Source organism: Klebsiella indica (genome assembly GCF_005860775.1).
GTDB classification, from domain to species: domain Bacteria; phylum Pseudomonadota; class Gammaproteobacteria; order Enterobacterales; family Enterobacteriaceae; genus Klebsiella; species Klebsiella indica.
Genome location: NZ_VCHQ01000003.1, coordinates 70,471 through 86,918 on the forward strand (window position 1 = coordinate 70,471; position 16,448 = coordinate 86,918).

Genomic DNA, 16,448 nt, shown 5'->3' on the forward strand with positions numbered 1-16,448 from the left:
ACCGGTAACCCGGATAAGGCGTTTTTACGCCTTATCCGGGAACCTGCAACTGCTTAAAAATCCATCTTCACCGTGAACTGTACTTCACGTGGGTCGCCAATCTGGTTACTGAGATTATTGGAGCCGATCGATGAGGTGTAATAGGTCTTATCGAACAGGTTCTTCACGTTAACCTGTAGAGTGACCGGATATTGCAGCTTCATCTTATAGGCCGCGAATACATCCGCTACCGCATAGCCCTGCAGATAATAGTCCGCGCCGTTGGTGCCGGAACGTTTGCTCACCGCGTGACCGCCGCCGCCGATGGTCAAGGTGTTACTGTCATAAACGTTATGAATGTCGTAGCTCAGGAACAGCGAGCCGGTGTGCTTCGGCACGTTTGGCAGCGGTTTGCCTTTGTAATCAGGGTCATCGGTCACTTTCGCGTCGGTATAACCGTAGCTGGCAATCACGCTCAGGTTATCGGTCAATGAGCCGGCAACATCCACTTCGACGCCGCGCGAGCGCACTTTCCCGGCGGTTTTGGCAATGGTTTCATCACCCACCGATTCGGTATAGAGAACATTACGCTTATCAATATCAAACAGCGCGATATTGGCGGTTACCCCGTTGAACAGCTCGAACTTAGCGCCCAGTTCGTAAGCGGTGGACTCTTCCGGCGGCAGGTTGCCGATATAGCTGGCGATGGAGGATTGCGGCATAAACGACTGCGCCACGTTACCGAACAGCGAGACAGAGGGCGTCAGCTTATAGACGAGGCCGACTTTCGGCGTCCATTTCTGGTCGCTGCTGTCGGTATTGGCGTTAAACGGACGGCCTTTACCCGCGTACTGGGTGTAATACTGATAGCGCACCCCGGCAACGGCAATCCAGTTATCGGTGAGATATAGCGCGTCCTGAACATAACCCGCATAGCTCTCCTGCCGAATACGCTGATCGCTATCGGAGGCCGAGACGCTGGAGCATTTGCCGACCGTGCCATAAACCGGGTTATAGATATTGAATCCCTGCACTTTCTTACAGCGGATCATATCGGTCCGCAGCAGATCGTAATTCTCGTAAGCCACGCCGGTAAGGATTTCGTTGTAGAAGCCGCCAATGACCACGTTACCCTGTAAATCCGCCCGCGTGGCGTGCATTTTTTGGGTTGAGCCGTGGGTAGCGTCGACGCGACGGGTCAGGTCACCGGTCGCGGAATCGTAGGCCATCACGCGGGCCTGGTTATCGTTGTAGTGATCCTGGCTGTAGCTGTAGTCAAATCGCGCGGTCCAGGCGTCATCGAGACGGTATTCCGCATTCAGCTGCGCGAGGTCGGAGTAACCCTCGGTAATGTTAAACGGTTCATCAAAACGCGTTTTGCGATCGACGTTAACCGCATGGCCGGTGTTCAGATCGAAGATGGTACCGCGATCGAACGGCGTGCTGTAGTTACGGTGGGAATACGACACGTTAACCGTCGCCCGATCGCCGAACCAGGTCAGGGAAGGGTTGATAAAGCTGCTCTTCTGCTTGCCGAAACTGCGCCAGTAGTCTTCGTTCTGGTATTCGCCAATCAGGCGATACGCGAGGCGCGTGCCTTCGACAGGGCCGGTGACATCAAACTGACCGGTGCCGCCGCCAAAGCTGGTGGAGGTGGCGGAAATCGAGCCGCCAAAGGTACGCGCCGGGCGTTTGGTGACTACGTTAATCAGTCCGCCGGGATCGAGAATACCGTACAGCGTTGACGCCGGGCCTTTAAGGACTTCGACGCGTTCGGTCGCGGCGGTAAAGCTGCGCGGTAGCACGGTGCGCAGCCCGTTGGTCATAATCGAACCGTCGCGGTTAGCGCCAAAGCCGCGGCGGGTAAATGCATCCTGAGTCCCGCCGAGGGTATTGGTCTGTACAACGTTGGCGACGTTATACAGCGCCTCGTCGAGGTTGGTGGCGTGCTGATCCTGTAGCACCTTGTCGCTCACGGTATTGACCACCTGGGGAATGTCCAGCATCGGCATCGTGGTCAGCGTGGCGGTTGACGTATTAACCGGCTGATAACCGTTGGTGGCGTTTTGCTTCGCATCGTCGGCCACCACCGTAATGGTTTCATCGGCGGTTTTTTTCTCTTTATCGGCGCTATTTTCCGCAGCCAGGATCCCCGGAGAGGTTAAAAAAATCAGTGAAAAAAGCGCACGCCCTTTTAATGTCGAAAAAGGGACATTTAATGGAGTCATTTTCTGTTTCTCGTGAACGAACCTCGCCTTTGCGGGGAGGTAAAGCCAATAAAATCATTGCCCTGAAATATAGGTCTATCTGTTTTTACGCCAGTTTGCGGCCAGATATGTAATTGAGAATCATTCAATCACGAAGGAATGTAGTAGTAAATGTTATGTAAGATAAAAAATCAGCAAAAGAAATAATCAATGAGTTACCGGAAAATATTAAAGGCGAATGCTATTTATTTTATTGTTTTTAATGATAATTAAATCATAGTGATGTTATGTGTTTTTGAATGATGTTTCGCTGTGGCCGGGATGCTAATGGGGTATTGACTACTACATTCATCCGCCGCATGATCAAAAGAGAATGAGAGTTATTTTTGTTTGAGTGCGGAACGCGCGGGCCTGTCGCCACGCCGTTGCGGCGCGGGAGTAAGTTATGCCACAGCGGGTGTTGCCTGCAGAGCAGGGGATTGTCCTGGATTCCCTGTCGGCCGGATATGGCCAGACGCGAATTGTCGATAATATTCAATTGACGATCCCCCACGGGAAAATGACGGTACTGGCCGGCGCCAACGGCTCGGGTAAATCAACGCTGCTGTCGACCATCGCCAGGATGCTCAGGCCGCTGGGCGGCTGTGTGCGCCTGGACGGTGAGGAAATTCATCAGATGCCGACCCGGGAAGTTTCCCGTCGTTTAGGTATTTTACCGCAATCGCCGCTGACGCCCGAAGGGCTGACGGTCTTTGAACTGGTCTCGCGCGGGCGTTATCCCTGGCAGGGGCTGATGCGTCAGTGGTCCGATGCCGATGAACAGGCAGTCGAAGAGGCGCTCCGGCTCACCGGTACCGCCGAATTCGCCCATCTGGCGGTGGATAGTCTTTCCGGCGGCCAGCGTCAGCGCTGCTGGATTGCAATGGCCCTGGCACAGCAAACGGCGACTATTCTGCTTGATGAGCCTACCACCTGGCTCGATCTGCGCTATCAGGTGGACATTCTCGAACTGCTGCAAACCTTAACCCGCGATCATGGTCGCACCGTGGTGACTGTGCTCCACGATCTGAACTTTGCGGTGAACTACGCCGACATGCTGGTATTTCTCAAAAAAGGGCATATCGCTGGCGTGATCGGTGAAGGTGAACTCTGTACGCCGGAGCTGATTAAAACCGTCTTTGACGTTGACGTGCAGATGTCCCTCAACCCGCTGACCGGTAAACCCTTTTTTATGCCCTTTCGCGCACGCGGGGAGGGGGCATGACGAGCGCCTCCGTGCGGCTCCTGCCGCGCCGACAATCCCGGCTGCGGCTGACGCTGGTACTGCTGAGCTTACTGCTGCTCGGCGGTTCGCTGGTGCATCTTGGTCTTGGTGCGCGCTGGATTGCGCCGCACACGGTGCTTCAGGCGCTGTTGCACTACGACCCGCGCAATTTCGATCACCGCATTATTGTTGATTTACGCCTGGTCCGGCTGGCGGCGGCGCTGCTCACCGGCGCGGCGCTTGGCGTGGCGGGGCTGCTGCTGCAGACCGTGATCCGCAATCCGCTGGGTGAGCCGCATATTCTCGGCCTTAACGCCGGGGCCTCACTGGCGGTGGTGGCGACCTCTGCGCTGGGGATAAGCTTCGGCGGCGTCGCACTGGCACGCCCCCTGACCGCCGTCTGCGGCGCGGCGCTGCTGTTTGGTGGCGTGATGCTGCTCTCTTCCTCCGGGCGCGGCGGGGTGACGCCATTACGTATTACCCTCTGCGGGGTGGCGCTGTCGGCGTTTGCCTCGGCGGTGACGGCGGCGATTCTGATCCTCGATGAGCAAACGCTGCTGGCGATACGTACCTGGCTGGCGGGCGACCTGGCCGGTCTGAACTGGCGCACGCTGCGTTCAGCGCTGATCCCGGCCCTGAGCGGGCTGATCATCGCCCTGATGATAGCGCCGCGTCTGAACGTGCTGGCGTTGGGCGATAAAGTCGCTCTGGGGCTGGGGGTCAGGATTATGCAGACCCGGCTGCTGGGGCTGGCGGCGATTGCTTTACTCTGCGGCTCGGCGGTGGCGGTGGCCGGACCGATTGGCTTTGTCGGGCTGGTGGTGCCGCATGTGGTGCGTCGGCTGGTTAGCGAAGATATTCGCCTGGCGCTACCGCTGGCCGCCCCGGTTGGTGCGCTGCTGCTGTTGCTGGCGGATATCGCCGCCCGCACGCTGGTGGCGCCCCAGGAGCTGGCGACCGGCGCGATGACCGCGCTGGTGGGCGCGCCGGTGTTTATTTTTATCGCCGCGAGGTTTTTTAAATGAAACGCGCCGTCCGTCGCGCCGGATTTCGTCCCCTTGCTATCGGCTACCGGCATATTTTACTTCGTCCGGCGGCGTTAAAAACCGCCGCTGGATTGCTGTTCGCCATCCTGGTGCTGGCGCTGTTCGGCCTGACTCGCGGCAGCTTTCCGATGCCATCAGGAACCTTACTTCGCGCGCTGCTTTCGCCAGAAAACGTGGCTGAACAGCAGCGCTTTATTCTATTTGATATCCGCCTGCCAAGGCTGTTTATGGCGCTGCTGAGCGGGGCGATGCTCGGTCTGGCTGGCGCGGCGATGCAGAGTATTACCCGCAATGGTCTGGCGGACCCCGGCCTGATCGGCGTGAAAGAGGGAGCCAGCATTGTGGTGCTGGCGCTGGTGCTGTTCTTTCCGGCGGTGGGATTAGTCTGGCGGCCGCTGGCGGGGATGCTCGGCGGCGTGCTGGTGGCGCTGCTGGTGTTGCTATTGGCGCGAGATTGCTCGCGTCCGCGTTTTATTCTTATCGGGATCGGCGTGTCGTGGACGCTGGCTTCAGCGGTTGGCATTTTTATGACCACCGCCGACGTGCGCGACGTGCAGACGGCGATGATCTGGCTGGCGGGGAGTCTGCACGCGGCGACCTGGCCGCTGTTGGCCGTGGCCTTCTGCTGGGCGTTGCCGGGGGCGCTGATTCTGTTTCTTACCGCGAGGGCCGCCGATGTGGCGCTGCTGGGCGACCGTACCGCAATCGGTCTTGGCGTTCGTTTACAGCAACTGACGCTGCTGCGCTTTTTTGCGCCGGTGCTGCTGACTTCGGCGAGCGTCTCCTGCGTCGGCAGTCTCGGTTTTGTTGGTCTGATGGCACCGCATATGGCGCGCTTTTTGCTGCGTGGCGGCCAGGTGGCGCTGCTCAGCGGCAGCGCGTTAGTTGGCGCGCTGCTGGTACTGGTCACCGATACCATCGGCCGACTGGCTTTCGCGCCGCTACAGATCCCGGCGGGAATCGTGATTGCTCTGGTTGGTTGCCCATTTTTTATTGTGCTGCTCTGGCGTCGCCGTGACGCCCTGTAAATCAAAAAGGATTGCTATGCGTTGGTTCGTTTCTCTGCTGCTGCTGTTGGCGGGCGTCGCCGCGGCCGCCGATACGCAAACTTTCACCGACGATTCAGGTCGCACGGTGACGGTTCCGCTGCATCCGCAGCGTATTGTATCGATGCACGATCTGGATATTACCATTCCGCTTATTGAGCTTGGGGTTCCGCCGGTGGCCAGCCACGGGCGCACCCGCCCGGACGGCAGCCACTTTTTACGCGCCAGCGCGCAGTTGACTGGGGTTGATTTCGATAACAGCGCGATTCAGTTTATCGGCACGGCGGACATCGACCTTGAAGCAGTAGCCGCTGCGAAACCAGATTTGATTATCACTGAACCCAGTCGTCATGTCCCGATAGAACAACTGGAGAAGATTGCGCCAACGGTAAGTATCGATCATTTGCAGGGCAGTGCGCCGCGTATTTATCGCAAGCTGGCGCAGCTGACCGGCACCCAGGCCAGGCTGGCGATCCTTGAGCGCCGCTATCAGGCGCAGATTAAGCAACTGAAGGCGACGGTCGATACGCAGAAGATCGTCGTCTCGGTGATTCAGGCTAACAACGGCAAGGTGACCGTACACTATTCCTATCATGCGCTGGGGCGCGTACTGCGCGATGCCGGGTTCCGTTTCCCGCCGCTGATCGACAAGATACCCGATGGTCAGCGGATTGACGTTAGCGCCGAGCAGTTGCCGGAGCTGGATGCCGATTTCGTGTTCGCCACCTGGCGTTCCGATACCGGCGGTAAACCGCAGGATGAACTGCAGGCGATGGAAGGCGTTATGCCTGGCTGGTGTGACTTTATGCGCGCCTGCCGGAGCGGGCGCTATATTTTGCTGCCGCGTGAGGATGTGATTTCTAACTCGTTTGCCGCACTGACGCTGATGGTTGCCGAGGTGCAGTCGCATATTGCCGGTCGGCCAATGCCCGAGGGGGAGAAATGAAAACCGCGGAGAGAAGAGAGAGAGGGCGGGTCGACCTGTTCGGCGAGCGTTTTCGCGCCCGTGCGCATCAGCTTTCGCCACGCCTGCTGGCGGTAGCCAGCTATATCAATGATAACCGCGAAGTGGTGCTGGAGCGCACGGCGATGGAGATCGCCACCGCGACCCATACCTCGGATGCCACGGTCGTGCGCGCGATCCAGGCGCTGGGTTTCGCCGGACTGCGCGAACTGAAACAGACCATGGAGCGCTGGTTCGGTCCGTCGCCGACCTCGGCGGAAAAAATGCTCTCGACGGTGAGCGAACTGTCCAGCGATATCAATTCAAGTATTAATTTCGTGCTTGAAGGGCATCAGCGGGCTTGCGAGGTGCTCTCCCGGCCTGATAACCGTACGGCGATGGCGCAGGCGGTGGCGCTGCTGACCGACGCCCGTCAGGTGGGAATTTTCGGTATCGGCGCATCGGGTATCCTGGCGGAATATACCGCGCGGCTGTTGAGCCGCATTGGTTTGCCTGCGTATGTGATGAACCGCACCGGGTTCAGTCTTGCCGAGCAGTTGATTAGCCTGCAGCGTGGCGATGTGCTGATTATGATGGGGCAAAAATCCCCGCACCGTGAGGGGATGACAACGCTACGTGAAGCCCGGCGGCTCGGGATCCCGACAATCTTGTTAACGCAGGCGGTCGATTCTCGCTTTAGTCAGGAGGCGCAGGTGGTCATCGACGTGCCGCGCGGCGGCGATAACGGACGAGTGCCGTTACACGGCACGGTTCTGGTGTGCCTGGAGATGATTGTGCTATCGGTCGCTTCTACCGCGCCGCAAAAGACGGTGAAATCGATGAAGCGGATCAATGAATTGCATCGCGCGATTGGTAAATCCGGCGGTAAACGGAGCTAAACGACAGATAATCCACTATCAGAAAGGTTTTTGGTTGCATGCCATACTAAGCCTGTGTATTTTTATGCAACATAAATGCATAAAAAGGAGTTTCTATGATTAAGCACTGGCTGAAAGCAGGTTGTCTGATGGCGGCGCTGATGGGCAGCGTTCAGGCGGCTCAGCAAACGTATGTGGTTGGCGCGGGCGGCACCTATCGCCCGTTTGAGTTTGAAAATAGCCAGAAACAGCTGGAAGGTTTTGACATTGATATCATTAAAGCGATCGCCAAAGCGGAAGATTTTGATATCAAACTGGTTAATACGCCGTGGGAAGGAATTTTCGCCACCCTGAGCACCGGCGATCGCGATATTATCATTTCCGGGATCACCATTACCGATAAGCGTAAGCAGATGGTTGATTTCTCGGCCCCTTATTTCCCGGCAGAGCAGTCCATCGTTGTTCCGGCGGATTCGAAAGTCACCTCGCTGGCGGCGTTGAAAAACGAGAAAGTTGGCGTGGTGAACTCCAGCACCGGTGATATCGTGGTTTCTGAGGTGCTGGGAAAAAACAGCACCGCTATCAAGCGCTTTGATAACACTCCGCTGATGTTGCAGGAGCTGTTTGAGGATGGCGTAAGCGCGGCGGTAGGCGATGTTGGCGTAGTGAAATATTACATCAAGCAGCATCCAGAAAAGCAGTTCAAACTGGTGCCGGACGCGAAATTTGAGCGTCAGTATTTCGGTATCGCGGTGGCGAAAGGCAACAGCGAACTGCGGGCGAAAATCAACGCCGGATTACAGAAAATCATCGCTGACGGCACCTATGCCAAAATCTATAAAACCTGGTTCGACGACAACGTTCCGACGCTGCCAGCGCAATAATCCGCAGTTTGTTTTCATCACGGCTATCGACTCTGGCGATAGCCGTATTTTTTAGGGAAGAATTATGACGGGATTCCGTTGGGAGATCATTGAGGAGTACGGTCCGTTGTTTATCGACGGCGCCTTGATGACCATTAAATGTACCATTATCTGCGTGATCCTCGGCACCCTGTGGGGGCTGACTCTCGGGCTGGGGCGTATGGCGAAAGCCGAACACGGCGTGTGGAAATACGTTCTGCGTTACCTGGTGCAGTTTCCGGTACGTTTCTACGTTAGCGCATTTCGCGGCACGCCGCTGTTTGTGCAAATTATGGTGGTCCACTTCGCGCTGGTGCCGCTGTTTATCAACCCGCGCGATGGGCTGCTGGTTACCAGCGGGATAATGAGCGCCGATTTGGCCCGTGAACTGCGTTCTGACTATGGCGCGTTTCTTTCCTGTGTCGTGGCGATTACGCTGAATGCCGGCGCTTATGTGTCGGAAATTTTCCGCGCCGGTATTCAGTCGATCGATAAAGGACAAATGGAAGCCTCTCGCGCCCTGGGGATGCCGTGGTGGAAGACCATGCGTCAGGTGATTCTGCCCCAGGCGTTTCGCCGCATTCTGCCGCCGCTGGGCAACAATGCTATCGCCATTGTGAAAGATTCTTCGCTGGCCTCGGCAATTGGTCTCGCCGATCTGGCCTACGCCGCGCGTACCGTTTCCGGCGCTTACGCCACCTATTGGGAACCGTATCTGACGATCTCTCTGGTTTACTGGGTGATTACTTTCCTGCTGGCGCAGCTGGTTAACCGTCTGGAAAAGAGGTTTGGCAAAAGTGATTCATATTAAAAATCTGCATAAGCGCTTCGGCGACAGCCATGTTCTGCGCGGCATCAACTGCGATATCAAACCACAGGAAGTGGTCTGCATTATCGGTCCGTCAGGTTCGGGGAAAAGCACCTTTCTGCGCTGTATGAACGCGCTGGAAACCGTCAGTGAAGGTGAGGTTGAGGTTAATGGTTTTGCCGTTCACGATCGCGCTACCGATCTCAATAAGATGCGTGAAAGCGTCGGCATGGTTTTTCAGCGCTTCAACCTTTTCCCGCATAAAACGGTGCTGGAAAACCTGATTATGGCCCCGATAAGCCTGCGCGGCATGGTGCGAACGGAAGCGGTACATCTGGCTGAGGAACTACTGGCTAAGGTGGGGCTGAGCGATAAGCGCGACGCCTGGCCTTCCAGTCTTTCCGGCGGTCAGCAGCAGCGGGTGGCGATTGCGCGGGCGCTGGCGATGCAGCCTTCGATTATGCTGTTTGATGAGCCCACCTCGGCGCTGGATCCTGAGCTGGTGGGCGATGTACTGGAAGTGATGAAAAATCTCGCCAGCGAAGGGATGACGATGGTGATCGTGACTCACGAAATGGGGTTTGCCCGCGAAGTGGCCGACCGGGTTATTTTTATCGACCAGGGCATTATTCAGGAAGAGGGTAAACCGGCGCAGATCTTTAGCGCGCCAACTAACCCGCGCACCGCCGCTTTTCTGAGTAAAGTGCTGTAACGGTCTCCGTCCCGGCGTAGGTGCGCCGCCGGGGGCGGCCCGATAGTTAAAATCTATTGCGCCGCCTCGCTAATATCATTAATTTTTTCTTCACGTTCATTCGCGTCCGCTAACAGCGTTTTTTCGTTTGTGCCAAGGCACTGGATCAACAGGAACAGCACGCCGCTGGCCAGCAGCGCCATCACCAGCCCATCATAACCGACGACGCTGATCAGGAGTCCGCTGACTACCGGACCCGCTACGCTGCCCGCCGACCAGAAGAAGCCTAATAGCGCGTTGATCATAATTAGCTTCTGCCCGGAGAAGGTTTTCCCGGCACGAACCAGCGAAAGGGTATAGAGCGCCCCCGCCGCGGCGCCGAGAATCAAACAGCCGCTAATCAACGGGATATGCGACGACAGCAGGAAAGGCAAGGCCAGCAGAGCGAGGCAGAAGACCACCGCGCAACTGAGATGCACGCGGCGAATGCCAAAGCGGTCGGCAATCCAGCCCAGTGGCGCCTGAAACACGGCATCGCCGGTTAATACCACCGTCACCAGCAGTACCGCCATCACATCATTTAATCCTTTATCCATACCGTAGAGCGGCAGCAGCGCCAGAATGCTGGCGTCGAAAAAGGCAAAGCAGAATACGCCGGAGGCCAGCACGGGTAAAAAGGCGCCAAGGCTGCGCCAGCCGGGGCGTTCGGCGAGCCGCTCTCGGCTGCCGGAAGGTAAATGGCGGAGCATCAGCAGGCAGGCGAAGGTCACGATGCCGACCAACAACAGCGTCCAGAGCCGATATGCCTCTCCGGCGGAAATCAACAGCGGCCCCGCCAGCTGGCAGCCGGTAAACGCGGAGGCATAAATGCCGGTAAGCATCGCCCGGTTTTTGCCCGCCGCGCCGCCGGTGATCCAGCTTTCGCCAAGTACGATAATGACCCCCGAAGCCAGGCCGGTAACCAGTCGCGGCAGCAGGAGATGAGCGAGAGATAAAGCGAGGCAGGAGGCGATTGTCGCCAGCGCCAGCGCCACCAGGCTGACGGAAAGCAGCGTTCCCATCTCAAAACGCCGGCATAAGGCCGGCGAGAGGAAGGAGGAGAGCATCATTCCCGCTGGCGGCAGCGCGGCCAACAGGCCGACGTAGAAGGCATCAATCTGCTGCTGCGCCAGCGCAAGACTGATTAAGGGCACCGTATAGCCAGTGATAAATCCCACTAATGACGCCGCCATGATCATCGCCAGCGTGGGGGCCAGACGATTCTGCTCTGGGTTAAACATTTTATTTCCGATAACGGAGAAGTGAAGAGTGAATTATTCGGTAAAATTACCATATGGCTGCATAATAATTAATCATGAGCCGTATGTCACCGGGGATCTGACTGTAAAAAGGGTGAACTGGCGAAATACCATATGAAAACGGATTGTCGTTGAATTGAGCGGAAGTTGTCAGGGCGCTGGCGAAAGGATATAACCAACAGGCTGGCGGGGTACCTGTAGCCCTAACTTATTGATGAAAAGACGCGTTCAGCGCTGACGCTGTGCGGAAGAGGAGTAAGACATGGCAGTATCCCCTTCATTGATCGCCGAGGCTATTCGCTGGCGACGTGATTTTCATGCTTGTCCTGAGCTGGGGTATCAGGAACAGGAAACCTCACGCCGGGTGGCCGAACTGCTCGTCTCATTTGGTCTTCAGGTGCATAGCGGGCTGGCGGGTACGGGCGTGGTTGCGACGCTGGAAAACGGCCCCGGACCGGTGATTGGCCTGCGGGCAGATATGGACGCTCTGCCGATAACCGAGTTGGGAGACGTGAGCTATAAATCGCGCAATCCTGGGGTGATGCACGCCTGTGGTCACGATGGTCATAGCGCGATGCTGCTGGCGGCAGCGGCGCATCTGGCGCAGACCCGACGTTTTCGCGGCATCGTCCACTTTGTGTTTCAGCCCGCCGAAGAGAATCTTGGCGGCGCGCGTAAAATGGTTGAAGAGGGGCTTTTCGAGCGCTTCCCGATGGACGCCATTTACGCCCTGCATAACTGGCCGGGCATTCCGCTGGGGCAGGTGGTGATTAACAGTGGTGCGATGATGGCATCGCTTGATGCATTCGAAATTACCCTGACAGGTAAAAGCTGTCATGCGGCGATGCCCGAGCGCGGCGCGGACCCCATCGTGGCCGCCGCGCAGTTGATTATGGCGCTGCAAACGATCCCTTCGCGCCGCCTGTCGCCCCAGGAGGCGACGGTGGTGAGCATTACGCAGATTGCCGGTGGCGAGGCGATTAACGTGCTGCCGGACAAAGTGGTGCTCCGCGGAACCTTTCGCTGCCTGAACAACCAGGTGCGCGAGCGGGTCAGGGGGCTGATCGAAAGCTATGTTGCCGCTCAGCCTCAGGTCTCAGACGTTGAAGGGCAAATTTTATGGTATCCCGGTTATCCGGTGACCACCAACCACGCTGTGGAAGCGCAGAAGGTGCGCGAAGCGGCAACCACTCTGCTGGGCGAATCAGCGGTAAGCTGGAACGGTAATCCATCAATGGCGTCAGAAGATTTTGCCTGCATGCTGGAGGCCTGTCCGGGAGCCTATTTCTGGATTGGCACTGACGGTGAAACGCCTTCGAAGCCGCTGCACAATGCCGGGTATGATTTTAATGACGATCTGATCCCACATGGCGTGGCGCTGTGGACGGCGCTGGTGGAGACGTTACTGGCGTAAGATGCGGTACTGCGTGCCTGTCCGGAATACAAGGTCGCGAATGCGGCAGGCTTGCCGGACGGGCAAGCCACCAGCGGTCGCCTTGCGAAGACCCAGGATACAGAGGGAGAAGCTTCCTTCTCCCTCTGTCGTATTACACGTTAACTGCGGCTTTCAGCCGGGCTTTCATTTTGCTGTAGCTTGTGCTGGCGTACTGCTCGGCCCAGCGCTGATCGGCAATGGCTTCCACCTTCACCGCACAATATTTGGTTTCCGGCGTCTTCGAGATCGGGTCGAGGTTATCCTGAGTCAGCTCGTTACAGGCGCCCACCCACCACTGATAGGTCATATACACGGCACCTGTGTTAATTCGATCGCTGATATCGGCGCGGGTCATCACCTTGCCGCGTCGGGAACTGACCCACACCAGTTGTTGGTCGGCAATCCCCAGACGCTGCGCGTCGGCGCTGTTGATTTGTAGCCGGCCGGGTTCATCGGCAAGCGCTTGCAGGGCGGCGCAGTTACCGGTCATTGAACGGCATGAATAGTGGCCGACTTCACGCACGGTACAGAGAACCAGCGGATACGCTTCATCCGGCGTTTCGGCGGGGGCACGCCACGGCGCGGCAAACAGCTGGCCCTTGCCGGTTGGCGTATCAAAGCGGTTATCTTTATACAGCCACGGTGTGCCGGGATGATCGAGCGTCGGGCACGGCCACTGCACATGGTTCATCTCGCCCATTTTTTCATAAGTGGCGCCGTAAAATAGCGGGCAAAGTTCGCGCATTTCGTCCCAGATCTGCTGATTATTGGCGTAATGCATCGGGTAGCCCATTTCCTGCGCCAACAGGCTGATGATTTCCCAGTCGCGTTTAACGTTGCCGCTTGCTTTAATCGCCTGTTCGAAGCGCTGGAAACCGCGATCGGCGCAGGTAAAGACGCCGCCGTGCTCGCCCCACGAGGTGGCGGGCAGCAGCACATCGGCGATTTCTGCGGTTTTGGTCATAAAGATATCCTGCACCACCACAAAATCGAGCGCCTCGATACCTTTACGTACCAGCCCCAGATCGGCTTCAGTCTGCAGCGGGTCTTCGCCCATGATGTAGTAAGCTTTGATATCGCCGGTCAGCGCTTTATGCGGCACTTCGGTGATGCGGGTCCCGACCTTATCGTCCATGATCGCCGGATCAATTCCCCAGGCTTTGGCGAATTTAGCGCGAACGCTGGCATCGGTCACGTATTGATAACCGGGGAACATATTCGGCAGAACCCCCATATCGCAGGCCCCCTGCACGTTATTTTGTCCGCGCACCGGGCCGACGCCGACGTTGGGGCGTCCAAGATTGCCGGTTAATAGCGCGAGGCTCGCCAGTCCTCTGACCACATCCACCGCCTGACCAAACTGGGTCACTCCCATTCCCCACATAATGGTGGCGGAAGGCGCGGCGGCATACATGCGCATGGCCTCGCGGATGACACTTGCCGACACGCCCACGATGCCTTCGACAGCTTCGGGAGAATAGTCTTTGACCATGTCACGATAGGCATCCAGCCCTTCGGTAAAACGCGCAACATAATCGTGATTGTAGAGATCCTCTTCCAGCAGGACGTGGGCGAAGGCGTTAACCAGCGCCATATTGCTGCCGTTATTGAGCTGAAGATGACGATCGGCGATGCGGGCGGTTTCGATACGGCGCGGATCGCAGACGATGATTTTCGCGCCGTTTTCGCGCGCTTTAATCACCCGCCGGGCGACGATAGGGTGGGAGTCGGCGCAGTTATAGCCAAATACCAGCAAACATTTTGAGTTTTCGATCTCGCTAATCGAGTTGCTCATCGCGCCGTTGCCGAGCGCCAGTTGCAGCCCGGCGACCGAGGGTCCGTGACAAACGCGGGCGCAGCAGTCGACGTTATTGGTATTGAGTACCGCACGGGCGAATTTTTGCATCACATAGTTGGTTTCATTGCCGGTGCCACGGGAAGAACCGGTCGTCATGATGGCGCGCGGGCCATATTTCTCTTTTATTTCGCGCAATTTTTTCGCCGTATAGCGGATAGCTTCATCCCAACTGACCGGGGTGAATTTACCGCCTTTCTGATAGCGAATCATCGGTTGCTTCAGGCGTGGCGTCAGCAGCTGGGTATCGTTGAGAAAATCCCAGCCGTAGTAACCTTTGAGGCACAGCTGATTTTGGTTGGTTAAGCCATCAGCGGCTTCGGCACGGATAATTTTATTGTTATCGACAACCAGCTTAAGCTTGCAACCGGCTCCGCAATAAGGACAAACGCTCGTGATTTTTTTCATCAGTAACAGACCTGTTAACAGAGAATAAACAACAACGGACAGGCCGATCCGGCCAGCCATTGTCAGGGCGTCATTCACCAACGCACGGGCAGATGACGAGAGCGTAATGCACAGAGCATGCCAAAATTAATTGATTGATTTTAAATGAAATATTGATGCTTACAGACCGGAGTGGCAATGATGTCGACACTAATGACGATGCCATGACGCCCGCTGGGGCGTCATGATGGCGGTTCAGGCCAGCGTCTGTAGCGCTGAGAGCGTTTCGTCCGGTAAACCCACCTGTCGGGCGGCGGCGCAAATCGCCTGCCAGCTCCCGGCATCCAGAGGAATACCCTGTGCAAGGCGTTGCTGGCGGTTAGCTTCCTCCCACTCGCCGGGCGCCAGAATTGGCGCGTCTGCATCATGCGGCGACTGTTTACACCAGTCAATAAACGCTTCGGTCTCGCGTTGCATATCCGGGGCATCGAACGCTGCCGGGCTGAGAATGACGGTGGTCATACAGTTGAAAATCGCGTCAACGCTGGTCTGCAGCGTCTCCTTATGGGAGGTTTTCCCACCGGAAACCGCGCCGCCGATAACTTCACATAATGTCGCCAGCGCGTAACCTTTATGTTCGGCAAAGGTCAGCAATGCGCCCAGCGGTGAGCTCTGCATTACTGCCGGGTCGGTGGTGGGGACGCCCTGGGCATCGATTAACGAACCAGCCGGTACCGGGACGCCTTTATGCCAGGCGACGCGGGTTTTACCAAAGGCGATGGCGCTTGTGGCGTAATCGAGCAGCAGCGGCGGATGTCCCTCACGCGGAAAAACCACGCACAACGGGTTGGTGCCAAAACGGCTGTCTTTCCCCCGAAATGGGGCGACCATAATGTTGCCGATGACGTTAACGAAGTGAATGGAGATCATCCCGGCCGCCGCGCACTGTTCCGCCCAGTAACCGATGCGGCCAATATGGTGGGCATTGCGCAGCGCGACGGCGGCCATACCGTGCTGTTTTGCTTTCTCAATGCCGATCTGCATGGCTTCGTGCGCCACCACCTGCCCGAATCCCCGGTTGCCATCGAGAGTCACGACGGCGCCCGCGTCTTTCATCACGCTGACATGGCGGTTGAACTGTAAATAGCCCTGGGCGTGGGAGCGAACGTAACTCGGGATCATCCCTACGCCGTGAGAATCGTGTCCGGCAAGGTTGGCGGCGATCAGATGGTCGGCGATCAGCGATGCTTCGGTTGGCGCGCTCCCCATATGCGTGAAAAGGGTTTCAACAAACTGCCGCAGTTCGGTGGCCTGAAAGCGATATCCTGTTTGCACTGATGTCCTCCTGTTATTGAGTGCGGGATGATTATTTTATTGTGTATGCGTTTCCATGCTGCGCGCCATGCCGGAGAAGATCAAGGTTTGAACGCCGCAGAAAAGAGGCGGGGTGAGGGAGAGAGAACAGCGTTGAGGCCCGTAAGTCTGGTCGTAGTGCGAAGAATCCTTATGATTAAAGCCTCATAATCAATCACCCATGCAGTGTTACAGGGATATATAAGAGAATACAATAATGAATACGAGTGCAATCCTGTTGTTGACCATCGCGATTTCCCTGTTGGGCATTTCAGTCTATAGCTTGTTGAGCTATATTAAAGAACGCAGGGCTAAACGTTTTCGTCCTTTTCGCCAGCGATAAGATAACCTTATTA

The 16,448-nt window shown here is 56.9% G+C and carries 12 protein-coding genes and 2 pseudogenes; 10 read left to right on the plus strand and 4 right to left on the minus strand.

The features are described from left to right. Positions 1 to 53: 53 nt before the first annotated feature. Positions 54 to 2,126: a TonB-dependent siderophore receptor gene (locus FE839_RS02425; RefSeq protein WP_138359013.1), complete on the minus strand. Its 2,073-nt coding sequence runs from the start codon at positions 2,124 to 2,126 to the stop codon at positions 54 to 56. 505 nt (positions 2,127 to 2,631) lie between these two features. Between FE839_RS02425 and FE839_RS02430 the strand changes: the two genes are divergently transcribed. The 8 genes and pseudogenes from FE839_RS02430 to FE839_RS02465 all read left to right on the plus strand — a co-directional run bounded on the left by FE839_RS02430 (position 2,632) and on the right by FE839_RS02465 (position 9,785). Then, positions 2,632 to 3,450, plus strand: a complete 819-nt coding sequence (locus FE839_RS02430) for an ABC transporter ATP-binding protein (RefSeq protein ID WP_138358781.1) — start codon at positions 2,632 to 2,634, stop codon at positions 3,448 to 3,450. Then, entirely contained in the window at positions 3,447 to 4,475 is a 1,029-nt protein-coding gene (locus FE839_RS02435; protein WP_138358783.1) for a FecCD family ABC transporter permease, read from the plus strand. The genes FE839_RS02430 and FE839_RS02435 overlap by 4 nt, the downstream gene beginning before the upstream one ends. Next, the gene (locus tag FE839_RS02440; RefSeq protein WP_138358785.1) at positions 4,472 to 5,524 is read left to right on the plus strand and encodes a FecCD family ABC transporter permease; all 1,053 of its coding nucleotides are present in this window, start codon (positions 4,472 to 4,474) and stop codon (positions 5,522 to 5,524) included. Before FE839_RS02435 ends, FE839_RS02440 begins: the two co-directional genes overlap by 4 nt. Continuing rightward, positions 5,515 to 6,488 (plus strand): annotated as a pseudogene (locus FE839_RS02445) (iron-siderophore ABC transporter substrate-binding protein); the annotation flags it as partial. The gene FE839_RS02440 and the pseudogene FE839_RS02445, both read left to right, overlap by 10 nt. Further along, positions 6,454 to 7,384: pseudogene (locus FE839_RS02450) on the plus strand (MurR/RpiR family transcriptional regulator). The pseudogenes FE839_RS02445 and FE839_RS02450, both read left to right, overlap by 35 nt. A gap of 95 nt (positions 7,385 to 7,479) precedes the next feature. Beyond that, positions 7,480 to 8,247, plus strand: coding sequence for a basic amino acid ABC transporter substrate-binding protein (locus tag FE839_RS02455; protein ID WP_138358791.1), 768 nt, complete (start codon positions 7,480 to 7,482; stop codon positions 8,245 to 8,247). A 64-nt stretch (positions 8,248 to 8,311) separates the two neighbouring features. Beyond that, positions 8,312 to 9,076 (plus strand): amino acid ABC transporter permease, encoded by a 765-nt coding sequence (locus tag FE839_RS02460; RefSeq protein ID WP_138358793.1) that lies wholly within the window; start codon positions 8,312 to 8,314, stop codon positions 9,074 to 9,076. Next, complete coding sequence (locus FE839_RS02465) at positions 9,063 to 9,785, plus strand: amino acid ABC transporter ATP-binding protein (protein ID WP_138359015.1); 723 nt, start codon at positions 9,063 to 9,065, stop codon at positions 9,783 to 9,785. The genes FE839_RS02460 and FE839_RS02465 overlap by 14 nt, the downstream gene beginning before the upstream one ends. Before the next feature lie 53 nt (positions 9,786 to 9,838). Here FE839_RS02465 and FE839_RS02470 read toward each other — a convergent pair whose 3' ends face one another. Further along, positions 9,839 to 11,044, minus strand: coding sequence for an MFS transporter (locus FE839_RS02470; protein WP_138358795.1), 1,206 nt, complete (start codon positions 11,042 to 11,044; stop codon positions 9,839 to 9,841). 280 nt (positions 11,045 to 11,324) lie between these two features. Here FE839_RS02470 and FE839_RS02475 point away from each other — a divergent pair, with 280 nt between their 5' ends. Then, a complete protein-coding gene (locus tag FE839_RS02475) occupies positions 11,325 to 12,476 on the plus strand; it encodes a M20 aminoacylase family protein (protein WP_138358797.1) in 1,152 nt (383 codons plus the stop codon). A gap of 133 nt (positions 12,477 to 12,609) precedes the next feature. On the opposite strand, the gene fdhF is transcribed toward FE839_RS02475, so the two are convergent. Further along, a complete protein-coding gene (fdhF, locus tag FE839_RS02480; RefSeq protein ID WP_138358799.1) occupies positions 12,610 to 14,760 on the minus strand; it encodes a formate dehydrogenase subunit alpha in 2,151 nt (716 codons plus the stop codon). 234 nt (positions 14,761 to 14,994) lie between these two features. After that, positions 14,995 to 16,074, minus strand: a complete 1,080-nt coding sequence (locus FE839_RS02485) for a malate/lactate/ureidoglycolate dehydrogenase (protein ID WP_138358801.1) — start codon at positions 16,072 to 16,074, stop codon at positions 14,995 to 14,997. A gap of 235 nt (positions 16,075 to 16,309) precedes the next feature. Here FE839_RS02485 and FE839_RS02490 point away from each other — a divergent pair, with 235 nt between their 5' ends. Further along, positions 16,310 to 16,435 (plus strand): small membrane protein, encoded by a 126-nt coding sequence (locus FE839_RS02490; protein WP_138358803.1) that lies wholly within the window; start codon positions 16,310 to 16,312, stop codon positions 16,433 to 16,435. Positions 16,436 to 16,448 lie beyond the last annotated feature (13 nt).